A 17,179-nucleotide genomic window follows, 5' to 3' on the forward strand; every position below is an offset into this window, starting at 1 on the left:
GTCCTTTCGATCACATGAAGTCAGGTGAAGTCAGGTAATGCCGCATGCGGTCACGCGCGGACGCGTTCGGCCGCATGCGGTGGGTGTTTTTTGGGGGGCGGGTCAGTCCTGGCGGAGCGGGCCGACCCCGCCGCGGCCACGCGAGGGCGTCGGGGCGCCCGAGTCGCGCACCACCAGCCGGCAGGGCTGCCGCAGCAACCCCGACTCGCGATGGCCCTCGATCATGGAGAGCAGCCGGCGGGCCGCCAGCTCGCCCAACTCCTGGAGGTTCATGTCGACCGAGGTCAGCGGCGGACGGGCGTCCTCGGTCAGCACCCCCCAGTTGTCGAAGCCCACCACGCCGACGTCGTGCGGCACCCGCCGGCCGCCCTCGCGCAGCGTGTCCAGCACACCGCGCGCCAGCTGGTCGCTGCCGCAGAACACCGCGTCCACCTCGGGGTGCCGTTCGAGCAGATCGGCCGTGGCGTCCCGGCCGAACGCCTCCCGCCAGGGCCCCGAATAGACGCGCCGGTCCGGCAGTTCGAGGCCGGCCTCGGCCAGCGCGGCCCGGAAGCCGGCCAGTCGGTCCCGCACGGCGGCGAAGTCCATCGGCCCGGTGATATGCGCGAACACCCGCCGCCCGGCGGCCAGCAGATGCTCGGCGGCCAACCCGGCCCCCTGCTCGTCGTCCGGCAGCACCGAGAGATCCCCCGGATCGGTGGAGCGCGAGTACGCGTACACCACCGGCACGGGCAGCGGCGTGGCGGACAGCGGAGGCCGGGCGTCCGTCCGCACCCCGGTCACCACGATGCCGTCCACCCGGCGGGCGAGCAGCGACTCCAGATAGAACCGCTCGCGCAGCGGATCGGCCCGCCCGTCGCAGAGGAAGACGGAGACCCGGCCGGCGCCCAGCGCGTTCTCGATGCCCAGGTGGAGCGGGATATTGAACCGGTCGGCGCTCTCGGTGGAGAGCAACCCGACCGTGAAACTGCGTCGTTGCACCAGACTGCGCGCCAACGCGTTGGGCTGGTAACCCAGTTCGTTGGCGGCGGCGAGCACCCGCTCGCGCGTCTCCGCGCGCAGCTGCCCGCGCCCGTTGAGCGCCTTGGACGCGGTGCTGATCGCGACCCCGGCGCGCGCCGCGACCTCCGTGATGGTGACCGTGCCATGGCCCTGGCCGTCCGGCATCAAGGAAAACCCTTTCCGTCCTTTTCGTGAAAGTCTCCCCCGACCCCTCGACCCACGTCAAGCTCCGTCCGCCGCCGCCGACGCGACCAACGGGGCGACGTACGCCGGCACGCCCAGCCGCGACACGTTCCGGAACCCGAACAGGAACGTCAGGCCGATCAGGGCACCCGTGATCCCGGTGACTGCACGCCCGTTCACCACATGCCGCGCGGCTGCCCCCGGTTGGGCAACGGGCGTGATCTTGCTGAATCAGCCGACCGTGGACAAGACGATCCACTCGCCTATGGTTGCCTCAGCTGGTGCCCCGCTGGTCCGAGCGGGAGGGCGGCGACGACGGCTGCCATCCCGGCGCGGTGAGCAGGTGTAGCGCGCGCTGGCGAATAAGGGAGATCTGCGCCCCCCCCCCGGCGAAATTCGATTTTCGTCCGGAGATCTGCTCCGGGTGTTTGCGGTAGCGCAGTGTCGGTGCGCCGATGAGGACGCCGCCCGCGCGGGCGGAGGCGGCCATCAGGGTGCCGGTGTCCTCCATGCCCCGCATCGCCGCCCAGCCGCCGAGGGAGAGCAGGAGGTCGCGCCGCCACATCACCCCGGCCGGGTGGATGGGCAGGCGGTAGCGGCCGGTTTCGGTGGACCAGTGTTCCAGCAACACCCCGCGCGCCAACCATCCGCCCGACAGCGGTAGTTGATGCTCACGCAGTTCGCCCGATGGAAGGAGATCGCGTGCCTGGCCGGCGGCGAACCCGGCCAGGTGGTGACCGTCCAGCGCGTGGGAGAGGTCGGAGAGGGCCGACGGTTCGAGTTCGTCGTCGGCGTCGAGGTTCTGTATGAGGGGCGCGGTCGAGCGCCCCAGGGCGAGGTTCCTGGAGACGGCCGGGCCCTCGGTGGTGCTGTGGATCCCCACACTCACCCGGGGGTCGCTCGCCGCACCGCAGGCGCGCAGTGCGGCCCGGAGCGGGCCGGCGTCGGTGCCGTCGAGCTGGATCACCCACCGCCAGTCGCGGTGTGTCTGGGCACGCAGAGAGGACCAGGCCGCTGCGAGGTACCTGGCGTTCGGGGCATGAGCGGCGGTGACGACATCCACGCGCATGGCGGGAGATTTTACGCGGGTCCGGTCTCCCTGCACAGCGAGACATGTTGACGTGCTCCCTGGCCTAAAGTCCAGGGATTCCGGCCTGGGTCGTCTGCCCCTTCCGGGGGCTTCCTGCTTCACCGCGCTGTGCGGGCACGTGTGCCCGTCTTACCGGCGCTCCACAGGCGTTTAGCGTCTCCGCCCGTCCGGCGGCGACGATACGGCGTCCTTCGAAGAGGACGTTGCGGGCTGCGTTGTGGTCGCGGTCGTGCACCGTGCCGCACTCAGCGCACGCCCACTCACGGACGTGGAGAGGCTTCGGGCCGTCCCGGAATCCGCAGGCCGAGCAGACCTGAGAGGACGGGAAGGCCCGGTCCACCTTGGCGAAGGTGCGGCCGTGCTTGACCGCCTTGTACTCCAGCATGCCGACGAACGCGGACCATCCCGCGTCGTGCACGGACTTGGCGAGCCGGGTGCGGCCGAGGCCGGACACCGCGAGGTCTTCCACGTACACCGCTTGGTTGTCGCGGATGATCTGTGTGGATACCTTGTGGTGGAAGTCCCGGCGCCGGTCCGCCACCTTGGCGTGCTGGCGTGCGACCTTGATGCGGGCCCTGGCCCGGTTCTTCGATCCCTTGGCCTTGCGGGACAGCTCCCGCTGAAGGCGCTTGAGCTTCTTCTCGGCCCGGCGCAGGAAGCGTGGGCTGTTGATCTTCCGGCCGTCGGACAGGACGGCGAATGCGGACAGGCCGAGGTCGATACCGGCGTCGGTCTCCGCCTCGGGGAGGATGTCCGGCTCGGTGTCGACGACGAAGCTGACGAAGTACCGACCGGAGCTGTCCTTGGTGACGGTGAGAGAAGTCGGGGCTGCCGGAAGTCGGCGCGACCACTTCACCTTGAGGTTGCCGACCTTGGCCACGTACACCGTGCCGTCGCCCTGGAGGGAGAAGGCGTTGGTGTTGAGGCGGATCGACTGCCGGGTGTCCTTCTTCGACTTGTACCGGGGCGGCCCCATCTTGCGGCCCTGCCGCTTGCCCTTGACCGAGTCGAAGTAGTTCTTGTAGGCGGTGTCCAGGTCCCGGAGGGACTGTTGCAGGACGACCGCCGACACGTTGGCGAGCCAGGTGCGTTCCTCGGTGCGCTTGGCCTGGGTGATGCGCAGCCGGGACAGCTCGGCCGACTTCACGTACGGCAGCCCCGCCGCGTGCGCTTCCTTCCGGTCACGCAAGCAGTCGTTCCACACCACGCGGGCGCACCCGAACGCACTCGCCAGCGCACGGCGCTGGGAGGCATCCGGGTAAACCCGGTAGTTGTAGCGGAGCTGCACAGCCAAGATCCTACTACGATTGGTCTCATGGATGGGCAGAACGATTACAGGCGTGGCAGACATGTGGTTTCGGCGATGCACGTACACTTGGTCTTTGTGACGAAGTATCGGCGCGGGGTGTTCAACGACGAGATGCTGACGCGCTGCGAAGAGATCATGCGCAAGGTCTGCGAGGACTTCGAGGCGGAGCTGAGGGAGTTCAACGGCGAGCGCGATCACGTCCACCTCCTGGTGCACTACCCGCCGAAGGCCGCCGTCTCCAAGCTGGTCAACAGCCTCAAGGGCGTCTCCGCCCGGCGGATACGGCAGGAGTTCACCGGCAGGATCAACCGCGCCATCATGCACGGGCACCTGTGGTCACCTTCCTACTTCTCCGCGTCGTGCGGCGGTGCGCCGTTGGCGATCGTCCGCCAATACATCGAGCAGCAAAAACGTCCGCTCTAACGTGCACGTCAGAGCAGTCTTGAGATGCATTCATCTCCGGCGTGAACGCCGGGGCTTTCTGCAAGGAACCCGGTAAGTACGTTGCTATGGAGGGCAATTCGATCACCGCGCGCCTCAACCAGGTCGCCACCGAGGACTCCCGCGAGCTGGACCGCGTATGCGAGGAGGTGGCGCGTTCCCTGCTCGATTCCGGGACCGAACCACCGTTCCGCATCGGCTCGGCGAACTTCGCCGGCGACCCCTTCCTCATCTGCGCCGACCGCTACTGGCGGCTGCGCTTTCTGAACCGGCCCTCCGTGCGCACCGCCGCCGACTGTGCCAGCTGGCTCCACCAGCACCTCCAGGACGCCGCCGACGGCACCGGGCAGGCCCATCGCGCCGAGATCGAGCAGAAGTGGGCGCTGGGTTACGCCTTCATCACCCGGGACAGCGAGGAGTCCGCGACCGAGATCGCCGAAGCCTGCGCCGAGATCGTCGGCTCGGCCGACATCGCCTACTTCGCCGCGCTCTACCACGCGGGAAAACTCCGGGCGAACTTCCGCTTCGACGAGCTGCACTCCTTCGTCGAGTCGTCCATGCTCGCCCTGGCCACCGGCCCGTACCGCAGCGGTCCCGTCTTCACCGCCCTGCGCGCGTTCGCCGCCTTCGGCAGCCGCCGCGTCACCACCGAGCACGCCGCCGACCTGCTCGACCACGCCTGGTACTCCCCCCAACGCACCATGCACACGGTCGACCTGTGCCTCAACGCCCTCTCCGCCGCCGTGCCGTTCGACGGCCAGGGCCAACTCCTGCGCGACCGCGCCCGCGAGGCCGCCGCCGAATGGCCCGAGAACCATCTCTTCGTCTTCCGGCTCGCCACCGGTCTGCACCTGAACAAGGAGCACGACGCCGCGCTGGAGGCCATCGACCTCGCGCTCGCCCTGCTCCCCTCCATCGGCAGCCGCGGCAGCCACGCCCAGCTCCAGGAGCAGTACCTCGCCAAGCGCGAACTGATCCTCGAAGGCCAGCAACGGGGCGCCGAGACAGCCGCGCACCGCCAGCAGTGGGACCGGCAGCACGCCGCCTACCGCCGGGTCGAGGCCCGGCTCAACTCCGCCACCAACCACCTCATCACCATGATCACGGTCTTCGTCACCGCGATCGCCTTCATCATCAGCAGCATCCAACTCACCTACGGCGGCGACCTACCCCTCGGCGACCGCATCCTGCTCATCCTCGCCCAGGGCACCGTGATGCTCGGCTTCTCCGGCCTCCTCATCTACGGCACCCACCTCCTCCTCCGCTACCGCCAACAACCGGACCCCGAGCCCAACGGCCCCGACGGCGCCCGGGACTGACGCGGCACGGCGCCGCCACCCCGGCCCCGGCGTCACGTTCGGAGAACAGCCGCCAGGGACGGTGATCGTGGTGGTGCGCACGGACACCACGAGCTGAGGTGGTAAGCCGTCACGACCGAAGAGACGGCGGCCGGAGAGCGTGCGGACCTCGGACCGCTGGATCTGCGTACGCCTCGGATCGTCAGCGGACAGGACATCACCCACCGAGCACCTGACGTGGCACGCCGTCGGCTGCCCACGGTTCCGGCAGCTCGTCCAAAGGTGAGACGGAGAGCAATCGCTCACGGCCGAGACGGGTTTCCATGAGTGGTGGCGTCGCGGTGAGGCTGGTCCGCTCAACGGGCCCTGTAGGCGGGGTCGGTGTCGGATGGGCGGGTGCGTTGTCGTTCGAGGAAGAGGTCGGTGAAGACGGAGACCTTGGCGCGTAGGGCCCAGGGGTCGAAGGGTTTGCTGATGTAGTCCACGGCTCCCGCCGCGTAGCCGCGGGCGCTGTGTTCGGCGTCGATGCCCATCGCGGTGAGGAAGATGATGGGGATGTCGCGGGTTCGGGTGCGGCGTTTGATGTGTGCGGCGGTCTCGTAGCCGTCCATCTCCGGCATCTGGACGTCCATGATGATCACGGCGAAGTCGTCGTGGGTGAGTAGCGCCTTGAGGGTGTCCCGGCCGGAGTAGGCGATCACCAGCTTCTGGCCGAGGTTGGCCAGTGCCGCGGTCAGGGTCAGGATGTTCGGCCGTTGGTCGTCCACGATCAGGATCTTGGGTAGCCGCTCCCGCCTTCCTCGGGCTGCCGGCGAGGGCGGCAGCGAGTGCTCCGGGTCGGCGGCGCTCTGCTGTTCCACCAGTTCCATCTGCCGCTCCAGCAGGGCGCAGCGTGCCTCGGCCTCCTCGCGGCGGCGTTGGGCGTCCGTCAGTTCGTGCTTGAGCTGGGTGACCTCCGACTCCAGCCGGTCGCGTTCCTGGCGCAGCACATGGGCGTCGCCCCGCTCCGTCTCCAGTCGGTCGGCGCGGGCCCGTTCGGCGGCCCATTCGGACTCGAACTGGTTGAGCCTGACCTCCAGGTCGGCGATCCGGTGGCCACGGTCCAGGAGCGCTTCCTCCAGGACCTCCCCGTGGGCGAAGGAGCGGCGGGAGGTGCGGTCGGCGTCGGCGAGTTGTTGGGCGAGCACCTCGGCGGCGTGCCGTGGCGAGCTGCCGGCCTGGACGGCGTCGCGGTGGAGGCGTCGTATGTGCTCGATGGTCGCGGGCGTGGTGGGCCGGCCGTGGTGCTCGGCCAGGTCGGTGAAGAGGTCCATGACGACTTCCCACGGTGGGATACGGGTGCCGTTGAGGTAGCGGGACAGGGCCCCTGGATCCCGACGGCGCCGTGCGGCGTAGCGCCGTACCGAGATGCCGAGACCGGTGAACAGGCCCCGCAGGGCCTCGGCCAGGGCATGGCACTGAGGCGACAGATCGGCGGCCAGGGGGCGGAGGTCAGGCACGATCGATCTCCCCGGCGTCGGCGGCGATCAGCCGGTGCAGCGCCGGCACGGTCGCGCCGAACGCGCCACCGGCGGCCAGTAAGGCTCCGGCGGTGGTGCCGCCGGCGAGGAGCGTGAGCACGGCGGTGCTCGCGGCGGTGATACCGCCAAGGGTGAGGATGACCGCGGTACGCAGCGTCATCAGCGGGCCGTTCACGGCGGGCGCCTCCCGGGACGTCGAGCCGACACCGTGCCGGCCACCCGCCCAGGATCTCGCCCTCGCCCACCACCCCGGGCCCCGTTGCGCGGAGTTGCCCCACCGTTGCGCGCCGCCGACACGGATCGTCGCAGACCAGACCACCGGGCGTGCGCTGTTGCCGTACGAGCTGGCAACAGGACCGGCTGACCGCCCGTGGAGGGGTCAGTCTTCCGGCGCCGCCGCGCGGTCGATGGAGGAGGGACGGGCGGAGAGGCGCAGTTCCCCCCAGGGCATGAGGTTGAGGGCGACGGCCCTGAGCCGTTCGCCCACCGGGGGGAAGTCCTGGGGGTGACCTCGGTGCCGGCCTCCGCGAGGAGGACGGAGTCGATGAAGGCGGGCGTCCCGACGGGCGGAGAGACCACCTCGACATCGACTCCATGGTGGTCACGGTGTGCGGTGACCACACACTCCACGATCTGGTTCTCCCGAACCCCGCCGGGTTCCCATCGTGGGTCCGGTCTGACCATGCGCATCCCTGGTGGAGGTTGATGCCGGAAAACCTCTCGTCCCACCATGCCGCGCGCCGCCGGCAGGCGATGCGGACGTCGCGCACGTCGGGGATCGTCCGCTCGGCAGAGGTGCGCACGCGGGGCAGGGCCGCTGTGCGGGCCGGCGGCCCGAACAGCGGCCCGAGGCCGGGGGGCTAGCCGGCCAGTTCTCTCGCGCGGTCGATCAGTTGGCGGGCGGTGGTCTCCACCGCGTCGTAGCGGTCCGGGTAGGCCGAGATCTGTACGGCCTGGGCCACCTGCCCGGCGGTCAGGTTCGGGTTGTTCGCCGCCACCGTGATGGCGCGGGTGAAGAAGGAGTTGGACGCGTAGGACACGTTCATGATCTGTTCCGGTGTTCCCCAGCCCTGCGACGGGCGTTGCTGGAAGACCCCGAGCGAGTCCCGGTCGCCGCAGTCGAGGTTGTTCATGTTCGACTCGACCACGCCGGCCTCGAACCCGGCGAGCATCACCTTGTCGCTGACGCCGAGTCCGACGCCGGTCAGGTAGACGACCCTCAGCACCTCGGGGTCGGGCTCGGCCGGGACCCTGCAGCCGCCGCCGTCGTCTCCCCCGCCGGTGCCGAGGAGGGTCTGCCAGGTCTGGGGGCCGATGATGCCGTCGACGGCCAGCCCCTTGGCGCTCTGGAACGCGGTGGCCGCCGAGGCGGTGGCCGGGCCGAACTGACCGTCCACCGCGAGCCCGTAACCGTGCTTGTTCAACGCGGTCTGCGCCGCCGCCACCGCGTCACCGCTGTCCCCCTGCCGAACGGTCACGATCAACCCGGGCCAGGTCTCCGCCCCGATGATCCCGTCCACGGCGTAACCCCTGGACTGCTGGAAGGCGATCACCGTGTTCTCGGTCGCGGGGCCGAAGTCGCTGTCGACCGAGATGTCGTAGCCGTGGCCGCGCAGCAGGTACTGGGCGGTGGTGACGTTGGCCCCGGTGGTTCCGTTGGCGAGCACCGGCCAGGCCGGTGCGGCGGAGGCCGACGGCGCGAGGCCGAGGGAGACCACCAGGGCCGCGCAGAGCGCGGTGAGCGCGATCCACGCGCGGTAGGTCGCTGGTTTCGCGGACAGAGTTCTCGTGTGCAACCCGGACTCCCGTGGTGAGTGCGCTGGGACTGGTGAGCGGGCGAACGCCGGGGCCCGGCGGGCGGGTTGTCGTACCCCGCCGGCCGGGCCCCGGGGTGCGCTTATCCGACGCAGCCGCTGGTCGGCAGGCTGCCGGGCGAGGGCGGGCTGACGCCGTCGTAGATGGCGAGCATCGCGGGCTGCGGGCAGCGCTGCGCGCCCCCGGCGATGACCTCCAGGTGCAGGTGCGGGCCGGTGGAGTTGCCGGTGTTGCCCGACGAACCCAGGTGGGCGCCGGCGTTGACGCGGGCGCCGGAACCGACTCCGTACGCGGACAGGTGGCAGTAGAAGTAGGTCGCGCCGTCGTCACCGGCGAGCGAGTAGCCGAGACCGCACCGGTCGTTGCTGACCCGGGTCGCCACGCCGGAGTGCACCGCGTAGACCGGGGTCCCGGTGCCCACCGGCAGGTCGAGGGCCGGGTAGGTGTGGTGCGGGGCGTTGTAGTAGCCGCGGGACAGGGTGCCGCGCGGGATGGGCAGCGAGTAGGAGCCGCCACCGCCTCCGCCCTGGCCGAGGAGGTTCTGCCAGGTCTGGGGGCCGATGATGCCGTCGACGGCCAGCCCCTTGGCGCTCTGGAACGCGGTGGCCGCCGAGGCGGTGGCCGGGCCGAACTGACCGTCCACCGCGAGCCCGTAACCGTGCTTGTTCAACGCGGTCTGCGCCGCCGCCACCGCGTCACCGCTGTCCCCCTGCCGAACGGTCACGATCAACCCCGGCCAGGTCTCCGCCCCGATGATCCCGTCCACGCCGTAGCCCCTGGACTGCTGGAAGGAGCGGGTGGCGCCCTCGGTCGCGGGCCCGAACTGGCCGTCGGCGGCGATGTCGTGACCGTGGCTGCGCAGCAGGAACTGCGCGCTGGCGACATCGGGGCCCGACGACCCGTTGCTGATGACCGGCCAGCTCGGGGCGGCCACCGCCGGTGGCGTGAGACCGAACGAGAGCAGCGCGGCCACGCACACCGTGGCGACCGCGATCCACGCACGGCTGAATCTTGTTACCGGTATCAAGCCGACTCCCAGCGTCGAGGAACAGTCGAGAAAGTGTCGAGAAAAGGCGCACGCCGAACGTAGCAACGGACGGCCCGCCGGGCATCGGGTGTTCGACCGACCTGATGGGCCGGGACATGTCATTTTTCCCGCCTCCACCCCACCGTGGGCGGGTACTTCGGCGTCTCGGCGTCTCGGCGTCTCGGCGCGTGAAGCCGTTCATACGGCTCCGGTATAGTCCCGGCTCGTCGGAGTACGGGGTCGGCGGGTGCAGCGGCCGGCCCGACCTAGGGGACGGTGAACCGATGCTGGGGGCCGTCACGCCGCGGCTTCGCACCGGCGGCAGGGGGCTCTGCCCGTCGCTCCCCCGCGCGCGCCCGGCGGGTGGCGGCGGTGGCACGGCGGAGGGACCGGCTCGATGAGCCGTCCGGCTCCGGGTTCTTCGGGGAGTGGCGTCGAGGCGTCGTTCCTGGCGTCCGCGCGTCGGTGGGTTCCTCCCGTGCGCGGGATCGCGCTGGTCGTCATCAGTCTCTTCGGCCTTCTCGCGGTGCCGAACGAGGCTCTGCCGCTGGGCTTCGCGCTGCTCGGTCTTGTGCTCGTGGGGAGCGCGGTGGACTGCTGGGCGGGGTTCACCGGACGCGGCGCGGCGCTGTCGCTGGCGTTCGCCGTCGTGCGGGTCGTGGCGGTCTGCGTGACGCAGGAGTGGACCGGCGGGCCGGCGAACCTGTGGGCGCTGAACATGCTGACCACCACGGCGATCACGCTCCAGTGGGAGTGGTCGCCCGCGGTCGCCGTTCCGGTCACGGTCGGGATGCTCGCGGTCGACCTGGCGGTGGTCGGGGCCGGGGCCGTGGGCACCCTGGTGCCGCGCCTGTTCTTCGAATGTCTGCTGGCGCGCCTGGGGTTCGTTCTGCTGCGCCGGTCCGGCGCGCGCGTGGACCGGTTGCGGGAACGCCGTTCCGCGCTGACCCGCGCGGAGGCGGTGTCGTTGGCGCGGCACCGGCAGGAACGGGAGTACCTGGCCCTGCTGCACGACACGGCGGCCTCGACCTTTCTCCTGGTGACCGTGCAGGGGAAGGACCTGGCCCCGGATCAGGTCGCCGCGTACGCGCGGCGCGATCTCGCGGTGCTCACCGGCGCCGCCGGAGGAGCCACCGCGCAGGACAGCCCGGTGGACCTGACGGCCTCGCTGCGTACCGTCGCCGCCCGCGCCGGACTTGCCGTCGAGGTCAGGGCGGACGGCGCCCCACGGGTACCGGCCTCGGTGGCGCTCGCCTTCGTGCGGGCGGCTCGCGAGGCGCTGGTGAACGTCGAGCGGCACGCCGGGGTCGACCGTGCCGCCCTGGAGGTGCGCCGCGAGGGCGACCGGGTCGTCGTGGTGGTGGCCGACAGCGGTGCGGGGTTCCACCCGGAGGAGGTGGCGCGCGTCCGGCGTGGCATTCGGGGCTCGGTGGTCGAGCGGATGGCGGCCGCCGGCGGCGGTGCCACGGTCACCTCGTGTCCCGGCGCGGGGGCGACGGTGCGGATGGTGTGGCCCGGTGAGTAGGCGGAGCGCGGCGAGCGACCATGTCTACGCGACGATGCGGATCATTCTGGTCTGTGCCACCGGGGTCCTGCAGTTCGGTCTGTCCCTGCACCCCCTGCTCACCCGGGAGTACCGCGACCGGGGCCTGGCCGTGGCCGCCTTCGTCGCCCTGGCCTGTGTCACCGCCGTCTGCTGCGGGTGGGTGCTGCGGCGCAGGCCGTTGCCCGCGGCCGTCGCGGTGGGGGGCACGGCGGTCGTGCTCGTGGCGTCGTTCTGCGCCATGGTCGCGGTCGAGCCCGACCAGCGGTTCCAGGCGCCGGACTGGTCGTTGGGCCTGGTGGGGTGGCATCTGCTGTTGCTGCTTCTGGACCGGGTCCGGGTGCTGGTCACGGTGCTGGCCGCACATCTGGTGACGAGCATGGGGCTGTTCCTGTGGGCCGGCGCGCCGGACCGCGCCGCGTTGGGTGCCGCCGGAGCCGCCGCGTTCGGGGCGCTCAACGTCCAACTCGCGGTCATCCTGATCACCCGGATGCTGCACCGGCGGTCCCTGGAGGCGAGGGCGGCGGCCGAGGAACGGGACCGGCTGGTGCTCAGGGTGCTGATCGCGCGGCAGTGGGAACGGGACCAACGCGGCGTCTTCGCGGGGCAGTTGGGTTTGACGCTCCCCCTGCTGGCCGGACTGGCCGACGGCGAACTCGATCCGCGCGACAGCGGGACCCAGCGGCGGTGTGCCCTGGCCGCGACCCAGTTGCGTCGCCTGTTCGCCGAGAACGACGAGGTGCCGGACCCGTTGGTCCACGAGGTCACGGCCTGCTTGGACGCGGCCGAACGTCGGGGCGTCGACGTGTCGTTCGCGGTGAGCGGCGCGGCCGTGCCACTCCCCCCTCAGGTGCGGCGGGAGCTGACCGGCCCGGTGGTCGCGGCATTGTCGGCGGCGGACGACCGTGCCAGGGTGAGCGTGCTGCGCACCGGCGACGAGGTACGCATCGCGGTGGTGGCCGACGGCAGCGCCGACGTGGGCACCGCGTCCTCCTGGCAGGTGGAGGTCGAGTACGGCGTCTACGGTGAACAGCTGCGGATGGAGGCCCGATGGCGCAGGCAACACCGGTGACCGCGGTCATCGTCGACGACCACCCCGCCGTGCGCGCCGGGGTCGCCCAGTGGCTGTCCGCCGGGAGCCCGCCGATCCGGGTCGCCGCCTCGGGCGACGATGTCCGGGTCGCGTGGTCGGGCGACGGGGCCACCGCCGATGTGGTCATCCTCGACCTGCACCTGGGCGGGCCGACCCCCGCCATGGGCGAGCTGCGCAGGCTGGCCGAGGCGGGCCGCCGGGTCGTCGTCTACTCGATGCGCGCGGACGACGATATCGCCCTGCGCTGCCTGGAGTTGGGAGCGCTGAGCTATCTGACGAAGGCCGAGGGCGCGGAGCACCTGGTCGAGGCCACGGCCACGGCGGCGGCCGGCCGCGCGTACACCCCGCCCGCGCTGGCGGGGGCGCTGGCCGGTGACCGGTCCGCCAACCGTCCGACGCTGTCGGCGCGCGAGGCCGAGGTGCTGGTCGAGTGGTTCCAGTCCGAGTCCAAGGACCTCGTGGGCCAACGCCTGGGCATCTCGCCGCGCACGGTGAACACCCATCTCGAACGCATCCGGATCAAGTACGCGATGAACGGCAGGGCCGCCCCCACCAAGGCGGCCCTGCTGGCCCGGGCGATCCAGGACGGTCTGGTCCGCCTGGACGACCTGTGACGCGGGCCGGGATCCGCCGCCCGGCGCTCAGGGCGGTGGGGCGGGGAGGAAGGTCCCCTTGTCCAGGATGGCCTCGACGGCGTGGCCTTCGGCTGTGGTGAACCGGCCGTGGGCCGGGGTGACGCCCAGGGCCTCGGCGAGGGACAGGAGCTTGGTGTCCGTCAACGCCTCGACGAGGACGCCGAGTTCGGCCGCCGCGCGGCGGGCGGCGGCCCACGCCGACAGGTACAGCGCGCCGCCAGCCACCGCGGCCGGCCACCACAGGATGCCGAGCGCCAGATAGCCGAGGGCCCACGCGGCGCGCACCGCCGCCGCCGTGTAGCGGTCCCAGGCGGCCTGGAGGGGGGCGCGCTCGCTGTCGTCGCACAGCTGCCACAGCCGGGGCCAGGCCCGGACCAGCCGGACGCCGTACTGGGCCGCCACCCGCCGCTCGGCGAGCAGCAGACGGTCTCCGATCAGGGTGGCCCGTTCGGGCAGATACGGGGTGGGAACGCGGTGGCCGGGCGGCGCCTCGCGTTCGGCGCGGCGGACGCGTCGGCGGCGGAGCGGGGCCAGCAGCGCCCGGCTCAGCCGGCCCTGTCCCAGCCACAACCGGGCGATGGCACGGCCGAGTTCGGTGGCCGCCGCGGCCGAGGCCACGGCGCCGAGGACCACCAGCGCGGCCAGCACCAGCCGGTGCGCGGTGTCCGTCAACCAGCGGGGCGGGGTCCGCTCAAGACGGTCGCCGAGCACGGTCGGGTCCAGGGCGTGGGCGGCGCCGACCGGGTGCAGCCACCAGGACAGCGCCAGCGTCAGGGCGAACACCACGCCGGGCAGCGCCAGCAGGACCACCCAGCGCTCGGCGAACTTGGTGCCGAGGCCGTTGAGAAAACCGTCCACGCCGTTTCGCCCGCCTAGGTGTCGAGCCGGTGGGTGGTCGCCCGCAGCGGCCGGTCGTCCAGATGGCACCAGGGCTCGCCGGCGTCCTCGGCACGCGCGCGCGGCGGGCAGGTCGAGCGCGGGCAGTGGAAACGTTGCCCGATCGGCGCCCTGTCCCATACGTCCCGCAGCGGCACCTCGTCGGCGTGCCGCAGCGTGCCCTGGTCGGATAGGAGCAGCGCGTCCAGCGCCTCGGCGACGGGGCGGCCCTCCCGGACGGCCGTCACCTGAGCCTCCAACTCCCTGCGCCAGCCGTGCAGATCCGCCTGGGCGCGCAGCTGCGGCAGGCGCTCGCAGAACCAGGCGAGGGCCGGCGCCGGATCCTTCGGCGGGGCGCCGGGGCCGGCACCGGGCCGCGGCGGTGGCGCGGCCGGTTCGGCACGGCGTCGGCGTCGACGTCGCGGGAAGAGCGGGGACATGCGTCAAGTGTGCCCGAACGTAGGGGAGTTCAGGGCCCGATATGCACAAACGGCGCCCAGCGCGCGGGATCTCCGGGGGCCGCCGCGCGCAGCCGGCGTTGCGCCTGGTGAAGGGCCTCGGCGGGGGTGCGGCCCTCGGTCAGGAGCAGTCGGTAGAAGTCGTCGGCCAGGGTCGGCCCGTCCGAGCTGACGATGTCCCACAGCGTCCCGATCACCTGGGGGAAGCCGCTGATATGGAACGCGGCGGCCGGGTGCAGCACCTCGTCCACGGTCCTGGGGTCAGGGAGGGCCGTGACACAGGCGGAGAGGAACGCCAGCCGCTCCCCCGTCAGGTTCATGTCCGCCAGTTCGTCCAGGCCGAGGCGGCCGTCGTGCAGGACCAGCCCGCCCTGGTCGCCGTGGCAGGCGATATGTACCCACGGGTGGGTCGGCAGCGCGGCCCGGATCTCCCGCACGGTCGCCTCCTGGCCGGTCAGCCGGCGGGCCGCCGGGCACCGGCCGGCGACCCGTAGGGCCTCCTCCTCGGCGTGTGGCAGCGCCGGTTGGCCGGGGGTGTCGCGCAGCGAGGCGATCAGCATCGCGGCGGGAGACGGGGCGGCGGGGTGCGGGGCGGCCGGGGCCTGGGCCTGGGCCCGTCTGGCGTCGAGCAGCGCCCAGAGGCTGGGGGTGTAGGAGGAGACGACGTGATCGATCAACGCGGGCCCGTCCGTCCGGTCGTGGTGGCCGGCCAGGTGCAGGGGAACGGCCGCCAGCGGCCCGGTCGGGCACCACCAGATCCGGCGGTCGGGTCCGAGGTGCGGCTCGACGGCGGCCAGCACGGGGGCCGCGACGGTGTCCCACAGCTCGCGGGCGATGGAGCGGGCGTTGATGCGGCGCGTGGTGGGGGCCAGCAGCCCGCCGGTCCAGGTGGCGACCGTGGCCGAGTCCACGTCGGGGAGCACCACATGCACCGGATCCCCTTCGGCGAGCACGATGATCGCGTCGCAGCGGGCCTCGCCGACGTTGATGACGACGACCGGCCCGCCCGAGGCTGCCCGCCGGATTTCGGCGTACCTCATGCGGTGGCGCGCGCCGTGCGCGGCCGTCAGCGCCTCCCATTCGGCGTTCAACTCGGCGCGCCTGGCGGCGGCTTGGTGCGCCGCGAGGGGATCGTCCGGTTCCGGGTTCGCGTAGCCGGGCCGGTCCAGCGCGGCGCGGATCTCCGCCAGGCGCGCCTCGGTGTCGGGCGACGGGACGAAGCGGCGCAGGGTGCGGGTCCCGGACCAGATGACGGTCCGGCCCAGCTCCAGCAGTTCCACCGAGCGCTCGACCTGTCCCAGGGCCAGGAGGGTTCCGGCGAACTCGTCGGGGCCGGTGATCATTCCGCTGAGCTGTCGCTGGCGGTCCGCCCTGCTCAGTCCGAGGGACGCCGCGACGGCCAGCTGGGTCAGCGCGTGCTCGTAGTGACGCGTCCCGGCCTCGTGGTCGCCGCGTTGAAAGGCCGACAGGCCCTTGACGATCGCGATGAACTGGATTGTCCCGGGGGACAGTCGGGGCAGGGCGTCCAACCGTGCCAGCGCATCGGTCACCAGGTCGCTCCCGGGCCCGTGCCACCAGTTCGGCCGCTGCACCAGGGCGAGCAGCAGGGCGCCGAGCGCGGTCTCGGACGCGATATCGTCGGCGGCCGCCTCGTCGGTCACCGCCTCCTGGGCCAGGGCGGTGGCGACGGCCCGCGTCAGATCGTCCTGGCTGCCCGCCACCTGGTACCGGATGACCAGCGCGAACACCAGCTCGGGCGTGGGGCGCACCGGTCCCAGCAGGGCGACGGCCCGGTCGAGGGCGGCCCGGTCGTCGTTCTCCTCGTGCCGGTCGAGCAGCAGCCGGCCGAGGAACTGGACGGTCGCCTCGCGCTCGTCCGGGGGGAGCAGGGCGGCGGCGCCGTCGGCCAGTTGGAACGCCCGGTCGAGGTCGTGGCCGTCGGCCGTCATCTCGTGCCGATGGCGCACGGCGAGGGCGTGCGCAAGCGTCAGCGCGACCCAGGGGCGGAGCCGGCGGCCGACGAGGATCGGCGGGCGGCGATGGATCCCTTCCAGGATTCCGATGGCCAGCTCCAGATGCGGCCGGGCGCTGCTGTGGGCGAACCTGGTGATGAACGCGTCGGCGAGCAGGTAGCGGGCCCCGTACTCGGCCGACGAGGGCCCGATCCGGAACAGCCAGCCGGGCCGGTTCACCAGGCCGGGAACCCGGGCCAGGGCGTGCAGCGCCCGCTCCGCCGGTTCGGCGTTGGGCAGTTCGCTGTGGTAGCGCAGAAGCAGGTTGACCAGGATCTTCTTGCGGTAGGGCCGCTCGGTGACGCGCTCGCCCAGCTCCATGACCAGCTGCGCCGGAACGTGCCAGTCGCCCCGCTCCCGCGCCTGCCGCAACCGGCGTTCGTTCTCCCGCAGTCGGATGAGGTGATCCACCTGCCAGGGGCCGATGACGGCGCAGAAGGCGCTGATCACCAGCAGGAGGGTCGCGAGGAACCAGGCGAACGGCGGGTCGGCCCACACCAGGTGGCGGAGGTGGCTGCCCGGCGGCACCCGCCGTTTCAGGTCGTACAGCAGGATGACGACCAGCGCGGTGGTGGGCATCAAGGCGGCCGAGGACAGCGAGGCGAGGACGGCGACGGGACGCTTTCGCCAGCCCGCCAGCACCCGGCGGATGTCGGCGCCGCGCCGGTTGAGGAGGACGGCGATCAGCAGCAGCAGACCGATCACGGCGAGCGAGTGGGCCGGTAGGGCGCCGCCCGATCGCGTCGCGGTGCTGAGCGCGCCGCTGTCCGGGTCCCGGTACAGCTCGAGACGAACGGCGGGCCGCCGGTCGAGCCACCAGCCCCACCCCAGCAGACCTGTCCCCCCGGCGACCGCGAGGCCACGTAACCACACCATC

At 72.0% G+C, this 17,179-nt stretch carries 15 protein-coding genes; 5 read left to right on the forward strand and 10 right to left on the reverse strand.

Annotation, left to right across the window (positions count from 1 at the left end; translation table 11 throughout):
* Positions 1-102 precede the first annotated feature (102 nt).
* From AOM46_RS22715 to AOM46_RS22725, 3 genes are all read right to left on the reverse strand, one after another.
* A complete protein-coding gene (locus AOM46_RS22715; RefSeq protein WP_062214476.1) occupies positions 103-1,167 on the reverse strand; it encodes a LacI family DNA-binding transcriptional regulator in 1,065 nt (354 codons plus the stop codon).
* A 292-nt stretch (positions 1,168-1,459) separates the two neighbouring features.
* Positions 1,460-2,254, reverse strand: coding sequence for a glycosyltransferase family A protein (locus AOM46_RS22720; RefSeq protein ID WP_062214477.1), 795 nt, complete (start codon positions 2,252-2,254; stop codon positions 1,460-1,462).
* 64 nt (positions 2,255-2,318) lie between these two features.
* On the reverse strand, positions 2,319-3,563 hold the full coding sequence (locus AOM46_RS22725) for an RNA-guided endonuclease TnpB family protein (RefSeq protein ID WP_062214478.1): 1,245 nt from the start codon (positions 3,561-3,563) through the stop codon (positions 2,319-2,321).
* 27 nt (positions 3,564-3,590) lie between these two features.
* On the opposite strand from AOM46_RS22725, the gene tnpA reads away from it, so the two are divergent.
* Together tnpA and AOM46_RS22735 are read left to right on the forward strand one after the other, a co-directional pair.
* Positions 3,591-4,007 (forward strand): IS200/IS605 family transposase, encoded by a 417-nt coding sequence (tnpA, locus tag AOM46_RS22730; RefSeq protein WP_078857100.1) that lies wholly within the window; start codon positions 3,591-3,593, stop codon positions 4,005-4,007.
* An 86-nt stretch (positions 4,008-4,093) separates the two neighbouring features.
* Positions 4,094-5,344, forward strand: coding sequence for a hypothetical protein (locus AOM46_RS22735; protein ID WP_062214480.1), 1,251 nt, complete (start codon positions 4,094-4,096; stop codon positions 5,342-5,344).
* A gap of 335 nt (positions 5,345-5,679) precedes the next feature.
* On the opposite strand, the gene AOM46_RS22740 is transcribed toward AOM46_RS22735, so the two are convergent.
* The 4 genes from AOM46_RS22740 to AOM46_RS22755 form a co-directional block, all read right to left on the reverse strand.
* Positions 5,680-6,822: a PleD family two-component system response regulator gene (locus AOM46_RS22740; protein WP_062214481.1), complete on the reverse strand. Its 1,143-nt coding sequence runs from the start codon at positions 6,820-6,822 to the stop codon at positions 5,680-5,682.
* Positions 6,815-7,018, reverse strand: coding sequence for a hypothetical protein (locus AOM46_RS22745; RefSeq protein ID WP_234313920.1), 204 nt, complete (start codon positions 7,016-7,018; stop codon positions 6,815-6,817). The genes AOM46_RS22740 and AOM46_RS22745 overlap by 8 nt, the downstream gene beginning before the upstream one ends.
* A gap of 685 nt (positions 7,019-7,703) precedes the next feature.
* Positions 7,704-8,639 carry a peptidoglycan-binding protein gene (locus AOM46_RS22750; RefSeq protein WP_234313921.1) on the reverse strand — a complete coding sequence of 312 codons (936 nt, stop codon included), beginning with the start codon at positions 8,637-8,639 and terminating at the stop codon, positions 7,704-7,706.
* A 101-nt stretch (positions 8,640-8,740) separates the two neighbouring features.
* Positions 8,741-9,685 carry a peptidoglycan-binding protein gene (locus AOM46_RS22755; RefSeq protein WP_234313922.1) on the reverse strand — a complete coding sequence of 315 codons (945 nt, stop codon included), beginning with the start codon at positions 9,683-9,685 and terminating at the stop codon, positions 8,741-8,743.
* Positions 9,686-10,082: 397 nt separating this feature from the next.
* Here AOM46_RS22755 and AOM46_RS22760 point away from each other — a divergent pair, with 397 nt between their 5' ends.
* From AOM46_RS22760 to AOM46_RS22770, 3 genes are read left to right on the forward strand one after another with little or no spacing between them, the layout of a single operon-like run.
* Positions 10,083-11,210, forward strand: coding sequence for a sensor histidine kinase (locus AOM46_RS22760; protein ID WP_234313923.1), 1,128 nt, complete (start codon positions 10,083-10,085; stop codon positions 11,208-11,210).
* Positions 11,203-12,300 carry a hypothetical protein gene (locus tag AOM46_RS22765; RefSeq protein ID WP_234313924.1) on the forward strand — a complete coding sequence of 366 codons (1,098 nt, stop codon included), beginning with the start codon at positions 11,203-11,205 and terminating at the stop codon, positions 12,298-12,300. The genes AOM46_RS22760 and AOM46_RS22765 overlap by 8 nt, the downstream gene beginning before the upstream one ends.
* Positions 12,279-12,935 carry a response regulator transcription factor gene (locus AOM46_RS22770; RefSeq protein WP_062214484.1) on the forward strand — a complete coding sequence of 219 codons (657 nt, stop codon included), beginning with the start codon at positions 12,279-12,281 and terminating at the stop codon, positions 12,933-12,935. Before AOM46_RS22765 ends, AOM46_RS22770 begins: the two co-directional genes overlap by 22 nt.
* A 27-nt stretch (positions 12,936-12,962) precedes the next feature.
* Here AOM46_RS22770 and AOM46_RS22775 read toward each other — a convergent pair whose 3' ends face one another.
* Genes AOM46_RS22775 through AOM46_RS22785 form a run of 3 tightly spaced genes read right to left on the reverse strand, consistent with a single transcriptional unit; the run spans position 12,963 to position 17,178 of the window.
* Positions 12,963-13,814 (reverse strand): hypothetical protein, encoded by an 852-nt coding sequence (locus tag AOM46_RS22775; RefSeq protein WP_062214485.1) that lies wholly within the window; start codon positions 13,812-13,814, stop codon positions 12,963-12,965.
* A gap of 14 nt (positions 13,815-13,828) precedes the next feature.
* Positions 13,829-14,272: a hypothetical protein gene (locus tag AOM46_RS22780; RefSeq protein ID WP_062214486.1), complete on the reverse strand. Its 444-nt coding sequence runs from the start codon at positions 14,270-14,272 to the stop codon at positions 13,829-13,831.
* A gap of 29 nt (positions 14,273-14,301) precedes the next feature.
* On the reverse strand, positions 14,302-17,178 hold the full coding sequence (locus AOM46_RS22785) for a CHAT domain-containing protein (RefSeq protein WP_158920557.1): 2,877 nt from the start codon (positions 17,176-17,178) through the stop codon (positions 14,302-14,304).
* Between the last annotated feature and the right edge of the window lies 1 nt (position 17,179).

It is taken from the genome of Streptomyces sp. NBRC 109706 (assembly GCF_000974485.1).
Classification (GTDB): domain Bacteria; phylum Actinomycetota; class Actinomycetes; order Streptomycetales; family Streptomycetaceae; genus Streptomyces.

What these genes read in the sequence shown, in the direction of transcription:
- AOM46_RS22785 (WP_158920557.1), bottom strand. Translation starts at nt 17,178, where the DNA reads ATGGTGTGGTTACGTGGCCTCGCGGTCGCCGGGGGGACAGGTCTGCTG.
- AOM46_RS22735 (WP_062214480.1), top strand. Translation starts at nt 4,094, where the DNA reads ATGGAGGGCAATTCGATCACCGCGCGCCTCAACCAGGTCGCCACCGAG.
- tnpA (WP_078857100.1), top strand. Translation starts at nt 3,591, where the DNA reads ATGGATGGGCAGAACGATTACAGGCGTGGCAGACATGTGGTTTCGGCG.
- AOM46_RS22780 (WP_062214486.1), bottom strand. Translation starts at nt 14,272, where the DNA reads ATGTCCCCGCTCTTCCCGCGACGTCGACGCCGACGCCGTGCCGAACCG.
- AOM46_RS22770 (WP_062214484.1), top strand. Translation starts at nt 12,279, where the DNA reads ATGGCGCAGGCAACACCGGTGACCGCGGTCATCGTCGACGACCACCCC.
- AOM46_RS22715 (WP_062214476.1), bottom strand. Translation starts at nt 1,167, where the DNA reads ATGCCGGACGGCCAGGGCCATGGCACGGTCACCATCACGGAGGTCGCG.
- AOM46_RS22720 (WP_062214477.1), bottom strand. Translation starts at nt 2,254, where the DNA reads ATGCGCGTGGATGTCGTCACCGCCGCTCATGCCCCGAACGCCAGGTAC.
- AOM46_RS22760 (WP_234313923.1), top strand. Translation starts at nt 10,083, where the DNA reads ATGAGCCGTCCGGCTCCGGGTTCTTCGGGGAGTGGCGTCGAGGCGTCG.